The organism is Aquabacterium sp. (assembly GCF_004297345.1).
Lineage (GTDB): Bacteria > Pseudomonadota > Gammaproteobacteria > Burkholderiales > Burkholderiaceae_C > Aquabacterium.
In genome coordinates this window covers 1-17,369 of sequence record NZ_SCTN01000291.1, presented here as the reverse complement: position 1 = coordinate 17,369, position 17,369 = coordinate 1, and the positions used below count along the sequence as shown (strand labels likewise).

The window sequence follows — 17,369 nt, the reverse complement described above, 5'->3', positions numbered from 1 at the left end:
TCGTCCAGGGCCTTGGTCATGGCCTGCTGGGTTTCGTCCTGCTCGGGCAGGTGGCGCCAGATGGAGTCCAGCAGATCGGGCACGCCGGGCAGGGCGGCGTCTTCCAGTTGCGGGAAGTTGGCCAGCGCCCATTCGAAGCCGGCCGCCCAGTAGCCGATGCCTTCCATGGCGTCCTTGCCTTCCAGCACCTTGCCATCGTCATCCTCGATCAGCGGGATGATGGGGTCGAACCAGCCGTCTTCCAGGATGCCGCGCAGGATCTCGTCCTTGCGGCGTGTGATCAGGCCGATCAGCTTGTCGTGCTGCTCTTGCGTCCAGCCCTCGATGCCGCCTTCGGGCATGCCTTCGGTGCCGAAGATGGGCGGCAGCCATTGCTCAGGCGCCAACTCAACCGGTTGCACCAGCACGCCGGCCAGGTAGCCGTCCAGGATCACGGCGTCAACGGTTTCAAACGGCGCCGGCACGGCGGCCAGCAGCAGGTCGATTTCGTTGATGTCGGCGTCGGTCAGCGCAGGCGTATTTTTCATGGCGGGGGCAATTTCGGTGCGTCAAAGCCTGCATTGTGCCGGGAATACTTTATGCGTGGCCGCCCTGGTGATCAATTGAGCGCAAAGGAGCTGCACCATGCTGGATACGACTTCCACCAAGTTCTCCCATGTCAGGACCGAAGACACCGAGTGGCGCGGCGAAGGCCTGCGCGATTTCTTTCTTTACAAGGACCTCGGCATCAAGGATGCGACCAATGGCCAGGTGATTGCGCACCTCGTCAAGGCGAACAGTGCGCCAGAAAAGGGCACCGGCTGGCACCGACATGAGGCTGATTTCCAGATCGTCATCATGACCAAGGGCTGGGCCCGCTTCATGTACGAGGATCAGGAGACCCTGGTGCAGGCGGGCGATTGCGTGCATCAGCGCCCCGGCGTGCGCCATTACCTGTTCGATTACTCGCCGGACATGGAGTACCTGGAAATCGTCAGCCCGGCTGATTTCCGGACGGTGGACGTGCCCGCCGTCTGCCCGATCCCTGATTCCACGCCCTGGGATGGCCCGGAGGCATGAGATGGGCGTCGGATTCAGAACTCCACGTCGAGCTCGTCGATGTCGAGGGGCTCCGACTTGGCGCCTTTGAGCCATTCCTTCATCTCGGGCTGGTTCAGCATCAGTTCGCAGTAGGCCTGGCTGACGGGGTCGACCTTGACGTCATACGTCAGGAAACGGGTGCACACGGGGGCGTACATCGCGTCGGCGATGGTGCGCTCTGCGCCGAACAGGAAGGGGCCGCCGTAGGTCGAGAGGCAGTCACGCCAGATGGCGGTGATGCGGTCGATGTCCGCCTGGGCGCGCGACCAGATCTTGAACTTCGGGAAGTGGTTGCGCAGGTTCATCGGCAGGGATGAGCGCAGCGCGGAGAAGCCGGAATGCATCTCGCCACTGATGGCGCGGCAGTGGGCGCGGGCCTTGGGCTCAAGCGGCAGCAGGTGGGCGTCGGGGCAGACCTCGTTGAGGTACTCGGCAATGGCCAGCGTGTCCCACACGCGGATGCCCTTGTGCTCCAGGCAGGGCACCAGGATGGACGAAGACAGCAGCAGGATCTCGGCGCGGGTGGACGGGTCATCCGGCGGCAGCACGTGTTCTTCGAAGGGCAGGCCGGCAAATCGGGTCAGCAACCAGCCGCGCAGGGACCACGACGAGTAGTTCTTGCTGGTGATGGTCAGCGTGGTGGTCGTGTCGGTCAGGGCTTTGGCCGCAGGTGCCTTGGCGACGGGGGCTTTACCGGTTTTGGCCACTGCGGTGCTGGCGGATTTTTTCGCCGCTGCCTTTTTGGCAGGTGCTTTGGCAAGGGTGGCCATGGAGTCTCCTTCTGCTGGTGTGAAGCCGTGGCGCTTCAGCCTGCAAGCGTTGTGCCATGTGGTGACACGCTCGCCGTTCAACAAAGGTGGCTCGCAACTTGCAGAACATGTAGCGTTGCCTCCGATGGGCGTCACTGCGAAGAGAACCGCATGCTTTATTCGACCTATCAGGCCCAGCACACGATGTTGGAGCCGTGGCGCGTCATGTCACAAGGGCTGGCCGATGCCCTGCACCACATCCTGCCGGCCGGGCCGGCCCAATCCTCTATGGAAGAGTTGCTGGCGGGCGGCGTGTTTGCACGCAGCCTAGCGGCGGCCAACGAGGTGTTCACGCGCCTCAAGCTCACTCACACGCGCCCCGCGTTCGACATACCCAGCGTGATCAGCCAGGGCCGCGAATACGCCATCACTGAAGAGAAGGTGATGAGCACGCCGTTCGGCACCTTGCTGCGCTTTCGCAAGGAAGGCGGGCCGGAGCAGCCTCGCGTGCTGCTGGTGGCACCCATGTCTGGCCACTTCGCTACCTTGTTGCGCGATACCGTGCGTACGCTGCTTCAGGATCACGACGTCTACATCACCGACTGGCACAACGCGCGAGATGTTCCGTTGCGGCACGGCGCTTTCGGGCTGGACGATTACACCGATCACCTGATCCGCTTCCTGGGCCGCATGGGGCCGGGCTCGCACCTGATGGCCATCTGTCAGCCATGCGTGGCCGCGCTGGCCGCTACGGCGCTCATGGCGCAGGATGCGCACCCTGCACAGCCTCGCAGCCTCACACTGATGGCCGGCCCGATCGACTGCCGCGTCAACCCCACGGGTGTGAATGAACTGGCCACCAGCCAGCCCATGAGCTGGTTCGAGGACAACATGATCCACAAGGTGCCCTGGACACAGCGTGGTGCGGGCCGCAAGGTCTATCCGGGCTTCGTGCAACTCACGGCTTTCATGAGCATGAACCAGGAGCGGCACAAAAAGGCCTTCGAGGACATGTACACGCACATCGCGGCCGGCGAGCACGACAAGGCGGCGCACACCAAGGCTTTTTACGAAGAGTATTTCGCGGTGGCCGATCTGCCTGCCGAGTTCTATCTGGAGACGGTGGGCAAGGTCTTCCAGACCTATGACCTGCCCCGTGGCGTGCTGAGTTTCAAAGACACCGTGGTGGACCCCAAAGCCATCCATCGCACGGCCTTGTTCACCGTGGAAGGTGAGCGCGATGACATCTGCTCAGTCGGCCAGACGGTGGCGGCGCAGGACCTGTGCACCTCGGTGCGGCCCTACAGGCGCACCCACCACGTACAGACGGGCGTAGGCCACTACGGTGTGTTCAGCGGCCGCCGCTGGCAGAACGAGATCTACCCGCGCGTGCGGGATGTGATCTACCAGACAGCGGCTTGAAGTGCCGGGCTCTTGCGAGGGGCCCGACGCCTCAGCGCTTGACCGCGTCCTGCAACTGCTGCAGTGCCGTCGGGTCTTCGATGGTGGTGAGATCTCCGGTCTCTCTGCCCTCGCACACCGCCTGAATGGCGCGGCGCAGCAGCTTGCCCGAACGCGTCTTGGGCAGCACATTGACGAAGTGCACGCGGGCGGGGCGGCCCACGGCGCCGATCTGCTGATCTACCGTGGCCATGATCTCGGCTTCGAGTGCCTTGCGCCCCGCATCGTCGGCCACGCGGCTGGCGTCCCGGGCGACCACGAAGGCGCGCGCCACCTGACCTTTCACTTCATCGGCCACGCCCACCACGGCCACTTCGGCCACGCTCGGGTGGCTGCTCACGGCCTCTTCGATCTCGCGTGTGCCCAGCCGATGCCCGGCCACATTGATCACGTCATCCGTGCGGCCCAGGATGAAGTAGTAGCCGTCCTCATCGCGGATGCCCCAGTCGAAGGTGTTGTAGACCTGCTGGTTGCGAAACGTGCTCCAGTAGGTCTTGACGAAGCGCTCGTCATCGCCCCATACAGTCTGCATGCAGCCTGGAGGCAGCGGGCCTTCAATGGTCAGCACACCCTTCTGATTGGGCTGGGTCAGCTCTTCGCCTGTGATGTCATCCAGCAGCTTGACCTTGTAGCCGGGCATGGGGATGCCGGGCGAGCCGAGCCGGGTCTTGGCCTGCGGATCCACGCCGCGCGCCAGACTCAGGATGGGCCAGCCGGTTTCGGTCTGCCAGTAGTTGTCGATGATGGGTTTGCCGATGGCCTCGCCGATCCACGCCGCGGTGGGTTCATCCAGCGGCTCGCCTGCCAGGAACAGGTGCTTGAGGCTGGAGAGATCGTGGCGCTTGAGGCAATCCGGATCCTGCTTCTTGAGCACGCGGATGGCCGTGGGCGCGGAGAACATCACACTGACCTTGTACTTCTCGACCAGCGACCACCAGATGGCCGCATCGGGCCGAATGGGCAAGCCTTCGTAGATGATGGTCGTCATGCCGGCCAGCAAAGGCCCGTAGACGATGTAGCTGTGGCCCACCACCCAGCCGATGTCGCTGGTGCAGAAGAAGGTTTCGCCGGGCTTGCCGCAGTAGATCTGTGCCATCGAGGTGGCCAGGGCCACGGCATAACCACCTGTATCGCGCTGCACGCCCTTGGGCTTGCCGGTCGTGCCGCTGGTATAGAGCGTGTAGCTGGGGTGGGCTGAATCCACCCATTCGCATGGCACCTTGGCGTCGAGCACTTCCTTGCGTGCGGCTGCGTAGTCCACATCGCGTGGCGCGACCATATTGGCTGGTGCCAGCCCACGGTTGACCAGCAGCACGTGCTTGACGGGTTGCTGGCACAGGCTCAAGGCTTCGTCCAGCAAAGGCTTGTAGGCGATGATCTTGCCGCCGCGTGAGCCTGCATCCGCCGTCACGATCACGGTGGGTTTGGCGTCGTCAATGCGCGTGGCCAGCGAGTGCGCGGCAAAACCACCGAACACCACGGAGTGAATGGCGCCGAGCCTGACCGTGGCCAGCATGGCGATCACGGCCTGGGGGATCATGGGCATGTAGATCAGGACGCGATCGCCTTTGCCCACGCCCATGCCGCTGAGAATGGCGGCCATGCGTTGCACTTCAACGAAGAGCTGGCCGTAGCTGGTGGTTTCTTCCTTGCCCGTTTCGGTGGACACGTAGATCAGCGCGGGCTGATCGGGGCGATGGGGGACGTGCCGGTCAACGGCGTTGTGGCAGAGATTGGTTTGCCCACCGCCGAACCAGGTCACAAAAGGCGGTTTGCTGTGATCGCAAACCTGCTCAAAGGGTTTGTGCCACTCGATGCGTTCTGCCTGTTCGGCCCAGAACGCATCACGGTCGGTGACCGACCGCTTGTATACCGCTGCGTAGCTCATGTCGATTCCCTTGGTGTGTGTGCTTCACACGCCATCTGTTATGAACCGACATACTAGATTTTCCAAATGACCCCTCAAGTGAGGGGTATCCCCATAGAGATGGGAGCCAGGGGTGAAAACGTCCTGAAAAGCGGGGGTGTGGCCCTGAAAAAACCTTAAATGAAAACAGCCGCTCTGCGCAGGATGAAGAGGCCAAAGAAGCTCAGCCCCAGCACCACGCCCCACTTGAGCACCTGCATGGCGCGTTGGCGCCAGATGGCCTCGCCGGTCAAGGTGTGCAGCACCATGCAGATGCCGAAGCTGCCAATCAGCAGCAGTGTCAGCAAGCGGAAGACGGCGCCCATGGTGGCTTACCAGGCCGGCGCCAGTTCGGACAAGCCACGCGGCGCCTTGGCTTCGTCTTCGAAGGTGACGATTTCCCAGGCGTCCTTTTGTGCGAGCAGCACATGCAGCAGCTTGTTGTTCAGCGCGTGGCCCGACTTGTAGGCCGTGTAGGCCGCCAGCAGCGGGTGGCCCACCACATACAGATCGCCGATGGCATCCAGGATCTTGTGTTTGACGAACTCGTCGTCGTAGCGCAGGCCGTCGCTGTTGAGCACGCGGTAATCGTCCACCACGATGGCGTTGTCCATGCTGGCGCCCAGGCCCAGGCCACGGGCGCGCATGGTCTCCACATCTTTGGTGAAGCCGAAGGTGCGGGCACGTGCGATGTCGCGCTTGTACTGGCCGGATGCGAAGTCGAACTCCACGCGCTGGCCGGTCTGGTCCACCGCGGGGTGATCGAAATCGATCTCGAAGGCCAGCTTGTAGCTGTTGTAGGGATCCAGGCGGGCCCACTTCAGGTTGCGGCCTTCGCCTTCGCGGATCTCGACGGTCTTGAGCACCCGCAGGAACTTCTTGGGGGCTTTCTGCAACTCGATGCCCGCGCTTTGAAGCAGGTACACGAAAGCTGCCGAAGAGCCGTCCAGAATGGGCACTTCCTCGGCTGTGATGTCCACGTAGAGGTTGTCCAGCCCCAGACCGGCGCAGGCCGACATCAGGTGCTCGATGGTGTTGACCTTGGCTGCATCCGGATCACCCCCCGGAGAGATGGTCGTGGCCATGCGGCAATCACACACGGATTGGGTGTTCACGGGGATGTCCACTGGCTGCGCCAGGTCCACGCGGCGGAACACGATGCCGGTGTTGGCCGGAGCAGGGCGCAGTGTCAGTTCGACACGCTGGCCGCTGTGCAGACCAACGCCAACGGCACGGGTCAGTGATTTCAAAGTGCGTTGTTGCAGCATGGGCGACATTATCGCGGCAGAAACGGAAAAGCCCGCTGACGCGGGCTTTGCTGGAAGCGAGGCGCCCTCTCGGGCGCTGATCTCAGTTCTGGCGGCGGCGACGGGCCAGGAAACCAGCCACGGCCAAGCCGCTCAGGGCCAGCGCCATCGATTCGGGTTCGGGCACGGCGGCGATGTCGTTGGTAGCCACTTCAACGCGAGCGTGGAAGTTCAGGCTGCTGACGGCGTCCGTGCTGCTCAGGGAGGCGAAGTGGGTGTCACCAGCTTGCCAGAAGGTGTAGGTGATGCCGTGGTCAACGGTGCTCCAGTTGGCGCTGGCATCAGAGTAATAGTGGTTCACGGATTGGTAGCCATCGCCGAAACCGATGATGGAGTAACCAAAGCTGCCCAGGGCACCGCTGTTGCTGCCGGATTGGGCTTCTTTCCAGCTGAAGGTCACCTTGCTGTTTTCGCCCAGGTCGAACATGCCGTTCCATTGAGCGGTGGCGTAAGCGCTGCCGCCAGCTGCCGGTGTGGTCACCAGGGCAGTCAGGCTGTTGCGACCAACCGAGGCGGATGCCACAGCGTTGGTCAGCGTGGTGCTGGCCGATGCGGTGTCGAACATCTTGCCCCAGCCGCCGGCCTGGTCGATCGGCGACGAGACGTAGAAGGCAGCGTCGCTGGACACAGCGTACATGCTGTAGTTCTGACCGACTTCACGGGTCCAGCCGAAACCGCCCTGGTCAACCGTGAAGCTGAAGTCAGTCAGGCTGGAGCTGACCGAGGACGTGGCCTGGGCTGCGGTGGCGAGTACCAGCGAAGCGACTGCGGCAGCAAAATGTTTGACGGACATGGCGATGATTCGGGTAAAGGTTGGACTGAGGCTGGGGCTCTTTGAAAACGGCGAAGAATCTAAGCCCTCAGAACATGGACGAATGTTCGCGCTTTCCAGGGGAAAAATATTCCCCCTGACTCGGTGGATTTGTTGCGTTTTTTGACAACTTTCCACCCTGCAAAACAGATGCCCCACTACTTGTCCGAAAGTCTCATGGGGTAAGCCCTTTCAAAGCGTGTGCGTACGGTCCCCGTGTGAAAAACCGATGGCATCAAACCAGGTGCCTTTCACGAAGCCGATCACTTTGAAGAGCTCGCCCATTTCGTGCTCGGCTACCAGCATCTGCATGGCGGCACGGGATTTCAGTTCTGCGGCGGTGCTGGCCTGGCCGGTGCTGGCCAGGGACTCCGCCAAGCCGCAGTTCGTCAGAAAACGGCCTTGCGAGGTGTAGCCCAGTACCTCCCAGCCCGCCTCCTGGCCTGCCAGGGCGATGCCGGTGAAGTTCACGTGGGTGGTGATGTCCTTGTCGCCCACCATCTGCAGCGGATCGGGGTCGGCCGTGTGGGCGTGGTGGCACATCAGGGTGCCGCCGGTTCGCTGGGGCAGGTAGTACTCGGATTCCGGGAAGCCGTAATCCAGGAAGAAGGCGGCGCCCTTGCTCATGCGCTGCGCCAGCGTGGCCACAAAGGCCTCGGCCTGGCCATGCGTTTCGGTCACGGTGCCTGGCACATACAGGTCATCTTCGTGCTCGGTGGGGGGGCGAACGCCCTCGGGGGCCGGGCGATCCGACCAGACAAAACGGCTGGCGATTTCTGGCTCAGGTGACAGCGCCACGCCGCGTTCCTGCCAGGCCTTGCCGCTCCAGGCGAGCAAATGCACGGGGATCGCGTCCAGCACCTCGTTGCCGACGATGACGCCATTGATTTCGTCAGGCAGGCTGTCTGCCCAGATCACCTTGTGCGCCATCTGCGGGTGCGCCTTGACGATGTTGTGATGTTGGCGATCACGCAGGCTGCCGGACAGATCCACGATCGTATAGCGCTTGATGCGGTCGCCCAGTTCGCCCAGCAATTGCACAGCCAGTGCGCCGGTGCCGGCGCCGAACTCCCAGATCTCGTCGGTGCCGGTGGCTTCCAGCGCCTGGATCAGCTGGCGGGCCAGGGTTTCGCCAAACAGCGGTGTCAGTTCCGGCGCGGTGACGAAGTCGGAGCCGTCTTGCGGGCGGTGGCCCAGCACACGGCGGCCGCCGCTGTAATAACCTAGACCGGGCGCATAAAGGGCCAACTCCATGAAGCGCTCGAAGCGCATCCAGCCCCCGCGTTCACGGATTTCATGGGCGATCAGATCGGCCAGTGGGTGGTTGGTGAGAGGGGCGGCCACTACACTGTGGTCCGGATTCGTTGGGCTGCGCATGCCCCGATTGTAGAAAGCCCATGTCAGATTCTTCTGCCTCTTTGCCTGAAAGCCCCGTTCGCAAGGTGGCGCTGGTGACTGGCGCGGCCAAACGCCTGGGCCGTGAGATCGCCTTGACGCTGGCTCGCCAGGGCTGGGATGTGGCTGTGCATTGCCGCCACTCGCGTGACGAGGCGGATGCCACGGCTGATGCGATCCGCGCCTTGGGCCGCCAGGCCTGTGTGCAGTGCGCCGACTTGTCTGACGAAGCTGCGGTGCGCGAGCTGTTGCCGCAAGCGGTGGCGGCCCTCGGCCACGTGGACGCCCTGGTCAACAGCGCCTCCACATTCGAGTACGACAACACCGCATCCTTCAGCTACGCCATGCTGGAAAAACACATGCGCGCCAACACGGCGCCGGCCATTGTGCTGGCGCAGATGCTGGCTGAACATGTGGCAGCGCGTGGCGCGCACGGGGCCGTTGTCAACATGCTGGATCAAAAGCTGTGGAACCCCAACCCGGATTTCCTGAGCTATACCTTGTCCAAGGCCGCGCTGGAGTCGGCTACCACCTTGCTGGCGCTGGCTTTGGCGCCGCGTGTGCGTGTGGTGGGTGTGGCGCCCGGCCTCACGCTTACCAGCGAGTGGCTCAAGGGTGAGCAGTTCGAGCAGGTACACAAGATGTCCCCCCTGGGGCGGTCTTCCACGCCGCAAGATGTGGCCGCCACCGTGGCCTTTGCCCTGGCCAATCAGTCCATGACTGGCACCACGCTGCTGGTCGATGGTGGCCAGCACCTTCAGCGCTTCGAGCGCGATTTTTCAATGATGCGAGACGCCCCATGTCCCTGACCAAAGGCAACCAGATCCTCAAGCTCACCGGCCTGCGTTTTGACGCCAACCTGGGCGTGCTCGAGCAGGAAATCGGCACCCCGCAGCCCATTCAGGTCGATGCCGAGCTGAACATGGGCAGCCAGCCCTTGCTGCCGCACGACGACGAGATCCTCAATGTGCTGGACTACCGCAAGGTGCGCGCCATCATCATCGAGGATTGCACAGCCGTGCACGTGAACCTGCTGGAGACGCTGATCGGCAAGCTGTGCAAGCGCCTGATGGAGCTGCCTGGCGTGCTCGGCGTGCGCGTGAAGATCGCCAAGCTGGAGATCTTCGAAGACTGCGAAGTCGCCATCCGCATGGAAACCGGGCAGTGGTGAGCTGAGCCCGCAACCAGGCCCGCAGATGGGATCCGCCGCACCCACACGCGAGGGCAGTGCCAGTCTCAGCTACGCCTTGGCGGTGCTGGAGTACCTGGAGGCCCATGGGTGTGACCCGGTGCCTGTGTTCGGCACGGATTGGGTTGAGGGGCTTCGGCGGGCTGAAGGGCCTTTGCGCTTGTCCATGAGCGAGTGGTTCCACTTGCTGCGCAAGGCCAGCGTGGCGCTGGGTGATCCGGCCTTTGCCGTGCGCCTGGCTTCGACGATCAAGGCCAGGCACCTGGGGTTGCTGGGCTTTTTGCTGATGTCCTGCGATTCGGTGGGCGCGGCGGCGTTGATCCTGCAGCGCTACGAGCAGTTGCTGGACAGCGTCAATGCCGCGGACTTCCACATTGATGGGGATTTCTGCAGCCTGACCTGGCGCCCGCTGATCGCGTCGCCGCCGGTCGATGCCATCTTGCTGTCGATGTCCTTGTGGGCGAACCACGCGCGCTGGCTGACGGAGCGCGATGATCTGGTCGTCGATGTGCGCTTCACTTTCGAGCGCCCGGCCGACGAGGTGGTGAGCTGCCTGCAGCAGACCTTTGGTGGGCAAGTGCAGTTCGGGCAGGCGCTCAACCAGATGGTGATCCCGGTGGCTTACTTGAGCCTGCCTGTGGTTCAGCGCAATCGCGAGGTGCACGCCTCGCTGCGTCAGCAAGCTGATTCCGAACTCACGCGCTTGCTGGGTGAGGAGCTGGGCTTTCTGGCGCACCTCGAATGGGTGCTGGCGCAAGGCCTGGAGCAGGGGCGCTCCACGTTGCAGCAAACGGCCGAGACGGTCAACATGGCGCCGCGCACCTTGCAGGATCGCCTGGCCCAGCATGGCCTGAGTTTTCGCGAGTTGCTCGACCGTGTGCGCCATCGCCTGGCCGAGCATCACCTGAGCAACCCCAGCCTGTCATTGACGGCCGTGGCCGCCAGGCTGGGGTTCTCGGATCAAAGCGCCTTCCAGCATGCCTACAAGCGTTGGACGGGGCAGGCGCCGGGTGAGTTCCGACGCCGCTTGAGCGGTCAGCGCTGATGAGGGCTTACTGACAGGTGCTGGTCACGGGCACGTCATCCAGACGGTCCATCAGGAAATCCAGCGCCTTGCCCCAGCCCGTGACCGCCAGCAGCAGGTGGTCGTTGATGCTGCGGCGGTAGGTCACCTTCACCCCTTTGCTGCAATACGACTTCACCAATGCATCCACGTCGGCAATCGGCATCAACTCATCAATGGTGCCTTGGTAGATATACAGCGGCGCCCCTGGCAAGCGTTGCCCCAGCCGGTTCTTGGCGATCACGTCCTTGACGCGGGGCACGGCGAGCAGATCGGGTACCACGGTCAGGTTCTTCATCTTCTGGAAAGCGAAGGCGGTCAGCGGGTCAGGCGCGCCCGTCAGGAACTGGCCCAGGCACATGTCCTGCGCCTTGACCAGCATCTCGGCGCCTTTCGCATTGACCAGCGAGGCCGGGTCCACTTCCGGATAGGAGTTGGCCAGCGCCGCCACCGCGCCGAAGTACACACCCGCGAACAAGGTGCCATCCACCTTGCGCGCCACATTGCCCAGGTCGACCGGCACACCGCCAGCGGCCACGCCCTTGATGTTCAGCTCCGGCGCGTAGCTCTTGTAGAGCTCATTGGCCCAGGTGGAGGCCAGCGAGCCGCCCGAGTAGCCGGTGATGACAACCGGGGTGCTGGCGCCGTTCAGGCCTGCTTGCTGGAAGTTCTCTGCGGCGCGGATGCCGTCCAGCACGCCTTGCCCGGAGATCAGGCCATCGGTCCAGTAAGACTTCAAGCCCTCATAGTCCGGCGCCATCACCACCAGCCCGTTTTTCAGTGCGCCTTGAATGAGTGCCTGCTCCAGCGCTGCGCCCTTCACGAAGGAATAAGACGGCGCACAGCGCAGTGTCAGCGCGTCATAGGCCACGTTGTAGGCCATCAGCTTGCGGCCGGTGATGGGCGCGTTCTCGGGCACCAGCACCGTGCCCATCATGGCAATCGCCTCGCCACTGCGGTTGGTTGAGCGGTACATCACCTGCCAGGCCTGGCCTTTGACGGGGAAGAGGTAATAGGCCTTGGCGGTGATCTCGCGGATGCGCAGCAAGGTGCCTGGCGCCACGGCGGACAGATCGCTGGCGGGTGGCGGGCTGTAGAAGGCATCAGCCTGGGGCAAGGGGGCCGGGTTGGCTGGCGGTGGGTAGATCGCGGGGGATGATTGCGCTGAAGCCCATTGGGACGTCAGCATGGCCAGTGGGGCGAGCAAGGCGCTCAGGATCTGTCGAGTTTGTCTCTGCATTTTTCTATCCGGAGGTAAGAAGTAGGCTGCCTTGGTGGCAGGTCGAGAGGACCTCAGCGGGTCACGGTTTGATCCTCCGGGCCGGGGGGCTGGGCGTATTGGGCGAACATGCAGATCTGATGTGCGAGCGCGCAGGCCAAGGGTTAGCCCCGTCGTGCTGTCGGCGCCCGATATCCGGAAAGACCCGCGATCCGTTGCTTGGTGTCCGTTTACCTGGATTCGGCTTGCGCCGGTGACGGATTACCTCGTCTGAGGGGGTATTCCCCCGGAAAAGCTGTCGCAAATCGGGCAGATCGGCGAAAATGGAAGGCTATGACCCAAGCTGCCCTCCACGAATCCCATCTGAGCTCTGTGACCCCTGAAAAGGAAGTGCGCATGGTTGACGACGCCCTGTTGTTCGCCCAGGCGGCCCTGGTGGTCGAATCTGGCTCGCCCTCGGCCATTGCCGATGTGGCCGACGAAGCGCGCGCCAAGAAGCACGCCTTCGAGATGAACAAGCTCAGCAAGCGCCTGCACCGCGAAGTGGGCCAGGCCATCACCGACTTCAACATGATTGAAGACGGTGACAAGGTCATGGTGTGCATGTCCGGCGGCAAGGACAGCTACGGCATGCTCGACATCCTGATGAACCTGCAAAAGCGGGCGCCCATCAAGTTCGAGATCATCGCCGTCAACCTGGATCAGAAGCAGCCCGGCTTCCCCGAGCACGTGCTGCCCGAGTACCTGACCAAGGTGGGCGTGCCCTTCCGCATCGAAGAGCAGGACACCTACAGCGTGGTCAAGAAGGTCATCCCTGAAGGCAAGACCACCTGCAGCCTGTGCTCACGCCTGCGCCGCGGCATCCTCTACCGCGTGGCCACCGAAGTGGGCGCCACCAAGATCGCCCTGGGCCACCACCGCGACGACATCCTCCAGACCATGTTCATGAACATGTTCTTTGGCTCCACGCTCAAGGGCATGCCGCCCAAGCTGGTGACCGACAACGGCGAGCACGTGGTGATCCGCCCCATGGCCTATTGCCGCGAGAAGGATCTGGCCACCTACGCAGAGCACCGCCAGTTCCCCATCATCCCCTGCAACCTGTGCGGCAGCCAGGAAGGCCTGCAGCGCCAGCAGATGCGCGAGATGATCAACGAGTGGGACAAGAAATTCCCCGGCCGCGTGGACAACATGTTCACGGCTCTGTCCAACATCGTGCCTTCGCACATGATGGACCGCAAGCTCTACCCCTTCGAGACCATCAAGGCCACCGGCACGCCCATGAAGGGTGGCGACATCGCCTTTGATGAAGACGAAGGCTGTGGCGACCCGAGCGATGGCCTGCCGGCCGAAACCAAGGTCTCGCTGTCCACCATCAGCATCCGCAAGGCTGGCTGATCAGGATGAGCCTCATGCCAGGGCTTGCCACACGCATCTGCAAGCCCTTGTTGTGCGCGGCGGCGGCGCTGTTGACGGCCTGCGCTGGGCCGCAGCTCATCACCAGTCAGGTGTCGAGCACAGGCGCCTGGCCGGACGGGCGCAAGCCGGGTGGCCATTACGTGTTCGAACGCCTGCCTTCCCAGCAGACCAAACCTGAGCTGCAAGACAAGCTGGAAGCCGCTGCGCAGCCAGCCCTGGCCGCGGCTGGTTTCGAGCAGGTTGCTGACGCAGACAAGGCTGACGTGAGCGTGCAGGTGGGCGTGCGCGTCCAGATTGACCAGCAGCGCGCCTATTACCGTGATCCCTTCTGGGGTCCTTATGGGCCTTGGCGGCCTGGTGTGGGCGGCTGGTGGGGCGGTGGCCGAGGTGGCCTGTCCATGTCGCTGGCCATGGATCCACCCTGGGTGGTGATGACGGTGGACATGCTCATCCGTGATCGCCGCAGCAAACAGATGCTGTACGAAACCCATGCCCGTTATGACCGCCAAGGCGTGGTCGATGACCGGCTCTATCCGTGGCTCTTTGAAGCTGCGCTCAAGGATTTCCCGTATCAGGCGGTCAGCCCGCGTGCGGTGACTGTCACGATTCCCGACGACAATCGCTGATCCAACAAACAGGTTTTACATGTCGCTTTCCATTGTCATCATGGCTGCGGGCAAGGGTACCCGCATGAAATCGGCGCGTCCCAAGGTGCTGCACAAGCTGGCCGGGCGCCCGATGCTGTCTCACGTCATCGCCACCACGTCCACCTTGGCTGCTGCACAGCAGGTGGTGATCACGGGCCATGGCGCCGAGATGGTCGAGTCATCCATGAAGGCGGCGTTTGCCACAGCACCTTTGCAGTTCGTGCGCCAGGAGCCCCAACTGGGCACCGGCCATGCCGTGCAGCAAGCCGTGCCCGTGTTGCCTGACGATGGCATCACCCTGATCCTCAACGGCGATACGCCCCTGATCGAAGCCAGCACCGCGCAGGCGCTGATCGATGCCTGCGGCGGCAAGCAACTCGCCTTGCTGACCATCAAGCTGGATGACCCCACAGGTTATGGCCGCATCGTGCGTGACGGTTGGGGCGAGCAGGTGCTGGCCATCGTCGAGCACAAGGACGCCAGCGCCGAGCAACGCGCCATCAACGAGGTCTACACCGGCATGATGGCCGCGCCCACCAAGTTGCTCAAAGGTTGGCTAAGCCGCCTGGACAACAACAATGCCCAAGGCGAGTACTACCTCACCGATGTGGTCGCCATGGCCCGTGCAGATGGCGTGGGCGTGGTGGCGGCGCACCCGCGCGACGAGGTGGAAGTGCTGGGCGTCAACAGCCCGCTGCAACTGGCTGATCTGGAGCGCCGTCATCAACGCGCACAGGCCAACAAGCTGATGGAGCAGGGCGTGCGCCTGGCCGATCCGGCTCGCTTTGATCTGCGCGGCACCCTGCAATGCGGCAGCGATGTCGACATCGACGTCAACTGCGTGTTCGAGGGCAACGTGACGCTGGGCAACGAGGTGCAGATCGGTGCCAACTGCGTGATCCGCAATGCGCTCATCGGCAATGGTGTGGTCATCCACCCCTTCACCCACATCGATGGCGACAAGGACGGTGCTACGGTGGGCGATGGCTCGCTGATCGGCCCCTTCGCCCGTTTGCGCCCCGGCGCCAAACTCGGCCAGGAAGTGCACATCGGCAACTTTGTCGAAGTCAAGAACAGCACGATGGCCAACGGCGCCAAGGCCAACCACCTGGCCTACCTGGGCGATGCCGATGTGGGCGAGCGTGTGAACTATGGCGCCGGCAGCATCACGGCCAACTACGACGGGGCCAACAAGCACCGCACCGTGATCGGCAACGACGTGCATGTGGGCTCCAATTGCGTGCTGATCGCGCCGATCAAGCTGGGCGATGGCGCCACGATTGGCGGCGGCAGCACCATCAGCAAGGACGCCCCCGAAGGCGCCTTGACAGTGGCGCGCGCCAAACAGGTGTCGCTATCCGGGTGGCAAAGGCCGCAAAAAATCAAGCGCTGAGGTGCTACTGGTGTAACGCGGCGTGTTGAGCCGCTAATATCTGGTCCCAACGACCAAGATTGCAGGACCCCTCAGCCGTGAACCACTACGACCGCCTGAAAGTCTCCCAGGACGCGCCGCCGGAAGTGATCCGCGCCGCGTACCGGGCGTTGGCCACCAAGCTGCACCCTGATCGCCAGGGTGCTGATACGGGGCCCGAAGACGCCATGCACGAGCAGATGGCGGCTTTGAATACGGCTTACGAGGTCTTGATCGACCCCAAGTTGCGTCAGGATTACGACGCCACGCTGGCGCCAGCACATGCCCGCGTGCCGGTGGACGATCCCCATTCGGCCTATGTTGAGCCCTCCACGCAGGCGCCCAATACCCGTGTCGACATGGATTGGTTGCCGCCCAAGCCCCCCAAGGCTCAGACCTTCTGGCCGCCCAGCCGGCAGGTGATGATCGTGGGCGGCGGTGCCGTGGCACTGCTGGTGCTGGTCACGGCGGGCGCGATCTGGCAGATGTCCGGCCAGCAGCAGATGGAGAAGGCGCTGTCCGATCAGTACGCACGCAGTGCCGATCAGCGGCTCACTCAGGCTGAGCCTGAGGTGTCGGATGTGCCGCCGCCTGCAGCCGCTCGGCGTCAGGCTGTCGAGCATGCATCGACCTCTAACCCTGCAGCGACTGCGACAACGGGCCGCCGCCGTCCTACGGTGGAGGAGCTGTCTCGCATGTCCGACGAAGAGTTGATGCGCGTATTGCCTACCTTGGATGGCGACGGCGCCACGCCACCGGTTACCGCGCAGAACGCGCGTGGCGCATCAAGGGGCAATGTGCATCATCCACTGGATGGCAAGCCACTCAATCTGCGCGTGGATACCCAGCTGATCGACCCGCTGGCGCCGGAGCCGCCGCCCAGCAAAAAGGGCAAATCCAGGCCCTGATCAACGCGGCAGGCTCACGGACGGCAGCGGCCACTGTGAGCCGAACTTGGCGCGCTTGACGGCAAAAAAGGCCCGCACATTGCGCACCTGGCTGTCTTGCGTGAACAGCCGCCGGGCCAGTTCCTGATAGGCCGGCATGTCCACCACCTGCACGACGAGGATGAAGTCCGGGCCGGGGGACACGCGCCAGCACTGCTGCACCTCGGCCTCTGCCGCGGCCTTGCGTTCGAAGGTGTCCAGCGCCTCCTGGGTCTGCACATCCAGGCTGATTTCGACCAGGGCGCTCAGCCCCCAGCCCAGTGCCTCGGCCATTTTCTCTGACGAAAGGATGGCCACCTGCTGCTCGATGAAACCTTCGTCCTTCAAGCGGCGCACCCGGCGGTGGCAGGTTGCCGGTGACAGCGCGACCAGCTCGGCCAAAGCCTGGTTTGACAGGCTTGCGTCCCGCTGCAGCAGGCTCAACAGTTGTTGATCGATGGTGTCCAGTTGGGCAGGGTAGAGTGACATGCTGGAATATTATTCCAATAATCATCAATATTTGATTGAGTATTCGTCAACTATTTCATGTGTGGATTGTTTTGCCAAAAATAGCCAAAAATTGAAAGAACATATCTAGAGAACGTAGATAGGATCACAGCCTGTATTGCACTGCACAAGCGGGAGTCTTGATCTATGTGTGGCATCGTCGGCGCGGTCGGTTCGCGCAACATCGTTCCAGTTCTGGTTGAAGGCCTCAAGCGCCTCGAATACCGTGGTTATGACTCCTGCGGCGTCGCCGTGCTGCGCGAACGGCGCAGTTGGCCG

The 17,369-nt window shown here is 63.1% G+C and carries 18 protein-coding genes; 9 read left to right on the top strand and 9 right to left on the bottom strand.

Translation table 11 applies throughout. The annotated features are described in order from the left end of the window. A partial coding sequence (locus EPO09_RS10205) for a YecA family protein (protein ID WP_290642743.1) occupies positions 1-527 on the bottom strand: 527 nt, incomplete at its 3' end. Positions 528-624: 97 nt separating this feature from the next. Between EPO09_RS10205 and EPO09_RS10200 the strand changes: the two genes are divergently transcribed. Then, positions 625-1,059 carry a cupin domain-containing protein gene (locus tag EPO09_RS10200; protein ID WP_290642742.1) on the top strand — a complete coding sequence of 145 codons (435 nt, stop codon included), beginning with the start codon at positions 625-627 and terminating at the stop codon, positions 1,057-1,059. A gap of 14 nt (positions 1,060-1,073) precedes the next feature. On the opposite strand, the gene EPO09_RS10195 is transcribed toward EPO09_RS10200, so the two are convergent. Next, positions 1,074-1,850: a glutathione S-transferase family protein gene (locus tag EPO09_RS10195; protein ID WP_290642740.1), complete on the bottom strand. Its 777-nt coding sequence runs from the start codon at positions 1,848-1,850 to the stop codon at positions 1,074-1,076. A 150-nt stretch (positions 1,851-2,000) separates the two neighbouring features. Between EPO09_RS10195 and EPO09_RS10190 the strand changes: the two genes are divergently transcribed. Beyond that, a complete protein-coding gene (locus EPO09_RS10190) occupies positions 2,001-3,251 on the top strand; it encodes a polyhydroxyalkanoate depolymerase (RefSeq protein WP_290642738.1) in 1,251 nt (416 codons plus the stop codon). Positions 3,252-3,282: 31 nt separating this feature from the next. Here the strand turns inward: EPO09_RS10190 and EPO09_RS10185 are convergent, their stop codons facing one another. The 5 genes from EPO09_RS10185 to EPO09_RS10165 form a co-directional block, all read right to left on the bottom strand. Further along, the gene (locus EPO09_RS10185) at positions 3,283-5,178 is read right to left on the bottom strand and encodes a propionate--CoA ligase (RefSeq protein WP_290642735.1); all 1,896 of its coding nucleotides are present in this window, start codon (positions 5,176-5,178) and stop codon (positions 3,283-3,285) included. 155 nt (positions 5,179-5,333) lie between these two features. Further along, positions 5,334-5,522, bottom strand: a complete 189-nt coding sequence (locus EPO09_RS10180) for a hypothetical protein (RefSeq protein WP_290642733.1) — start codon at positions 5,520-5,522, stop codon at positions 5,334-5,336. A gap of 6 nt (positions 5,523-5,528) precedes the next feature. Further along, the gene (gene lpxC / locus EPO09_RS10175; RefSeq protein WP_290642731.1) at positions 5,529-6,464 is read right to left on the bottom strand and encodes a UDP-3-O-acyl-N-acetylglucosamine deacetylase; all 936 of its coding nucleotides are present in this window, start codon (positions 6,462-6,464) and stop codon (positions 5,529-5,531) included. An 82-nt stretch (positions 6,465-6,546) separates the two neighbouring features. Next, positions 6,547-7,296 carry a PEP-CTERM sorting domain-containing protein gene (locus EPO09_RS10170; RefSeq protein WP_290642729.1) on the bottom strand — a complete coding sequence of 250 codons (750 nt, stop codon included), beginning with the start codon at positions 7,294-7,296 and terminating at the stop codon, positions 6,547-6,549. Positions 7,297-7,506: 210 nt separating this feature from the next. Further along, positions 7,507-8,586 (bottom strand): SAM-dependent methyltransferase, encoded by a 1,080-nt coding sequence (locus EPO09_RS10165; protein ID WP_290642745.1) that lies wholly within the window; start codon positions 8,584-8,586, stop codon positions 7,507-7,509. 125 nt (positions 8,587-8,711) lie between these two features. Between EPO09_RS10165 and EPO09_RS10160 the strand changes: the two genes are divergently transcribed. The 3 genes from EPO09_RS10160 to EPO09_RS10150 are packed head-to-tail and all read left to right on the top strand — an operon-like array spanning position 8,712 to position 10,943. Next, the gene (locus tag EPO09_RS10160; protein ID WP_290642727.1) at positions 8,712-9,518 is read left to right on the top strand and encodes an SDR family oxidoreductase; all 807 of its coding nucleotides are present in this window, start codon (positions 8,712-8,714) and stop codon (positions 9,516-9,518) included. Then, on the top strand, positions 9,509-9,880 hold the full coding sequence (locus tag EPO09_RS10155) for a dihydroneopterin aldolase (RefSeq protein WP_290642725.1): 372 nt from the start codon (positions 9,509-9,511) through the stop codon (positions 9,878-9,880). The genes EPO09_RS10160 and EPO09_RS10155 overlap by 10 nt, the downstream gene beginning before the upstream one ends. 25 nt (positions 9,881-9,905) lie before the next feature. Beyond that, complete coding sequence (locus EPO09_RS10150) at positions 9,906-10,943, top strand: AraC family transcriptional regulator (RefSeq protein WP_290642723.1); 1,038 nt, start codon at positions 9,906-9,908, stop codon at positions 10,941-10,943. A gap of 7 nt (positions 10,944-10,950) precedes the next feature. Here the strand turns inward: EPO09_RS10150 and EPO09_RS10145 are convergent, their stop codons facing one another. After that, positions 10,951-12,201, bottom strand: coding sequence for a lipase family protein (locus EPO09_RS10145; RefSeq protein WP_290642721.1), 1,251 nt, complete (start codon positions 12,199-12,201; stop codon positions 10,951-10,953). Between the two features lie 375 nt (positions 12,202-12,576). Here EPO09_RS10145 and ttcA point away from each other — a divergent pair, with 375 nt between their 5' ends. From ttcA to EPO09_RS10125, 4 genes are all read left to right on the top strand, one after another. Then, positions 12,577-13,578: a tRNA 2-thiocytidine(32) synthetase TtcA gene (gene ttcA, locus EPO09_RS10140; RefSeq protein WP_290642719.1), complete on the top strand. Its 1,002-nt coding sequence runs from the start codon at positions 12,577-12,579 to the stop codon at positions 13,576-13,578. Positions 13,579-13,592: 14 nt separating this feature from the next. Next, positions 13,593-14,225, top strand: a complete 633-nt coding sequence (locus tag EPO09_RS10135; RefSeq protein WP_290642717.1) for a DUF4136 domain-containing protein — start codon at positions 13,593-13,595, stop codon at positions 14,223-14,225. Between the two features lie 19 nt (positions 14,226-14,244). Further along, a complete protein-coding gene (gene glmU / locus EPO09_RS10130; protein ID WP_290642716.1) occupies positions 14,245-15,639 on the top strand; it encodes a bifunctional UDP-N-acetylglucosamine diphosphorylase/glucosamine-1-phosphate N-acetyltransferase GlmU in 1,395 nt (464 codons plus the stop codon). A 77-nt stretch (positions 15,640-15,716) separates the two neighbouring features. Then, positions 15,717-16,565, top strand: coding sequence for a J domain-containing protein (locus EPO09_RS10125; protein WP_290642715.1), 849 nt, complete (start codon positions 15,717-15,719; stop codon positions 16,563-16,565). On the opposite strand, the gene EPO09_RS10120 is transcribed toward EPO09_RS10125, so the two are convergent. Next, positions 16,566-17,072, bottom strand: coding sequence for an Lrp/AsnC family transcriptional regulator (locus EPO09_RS10120; protein ID WP_290642713.1), 507 nt, complete (start codon positions 17,070-17,072; stop codon positions 16,566-16,568). Positions 17,073-17,369 lie beyond the last annotated feature (297 nt).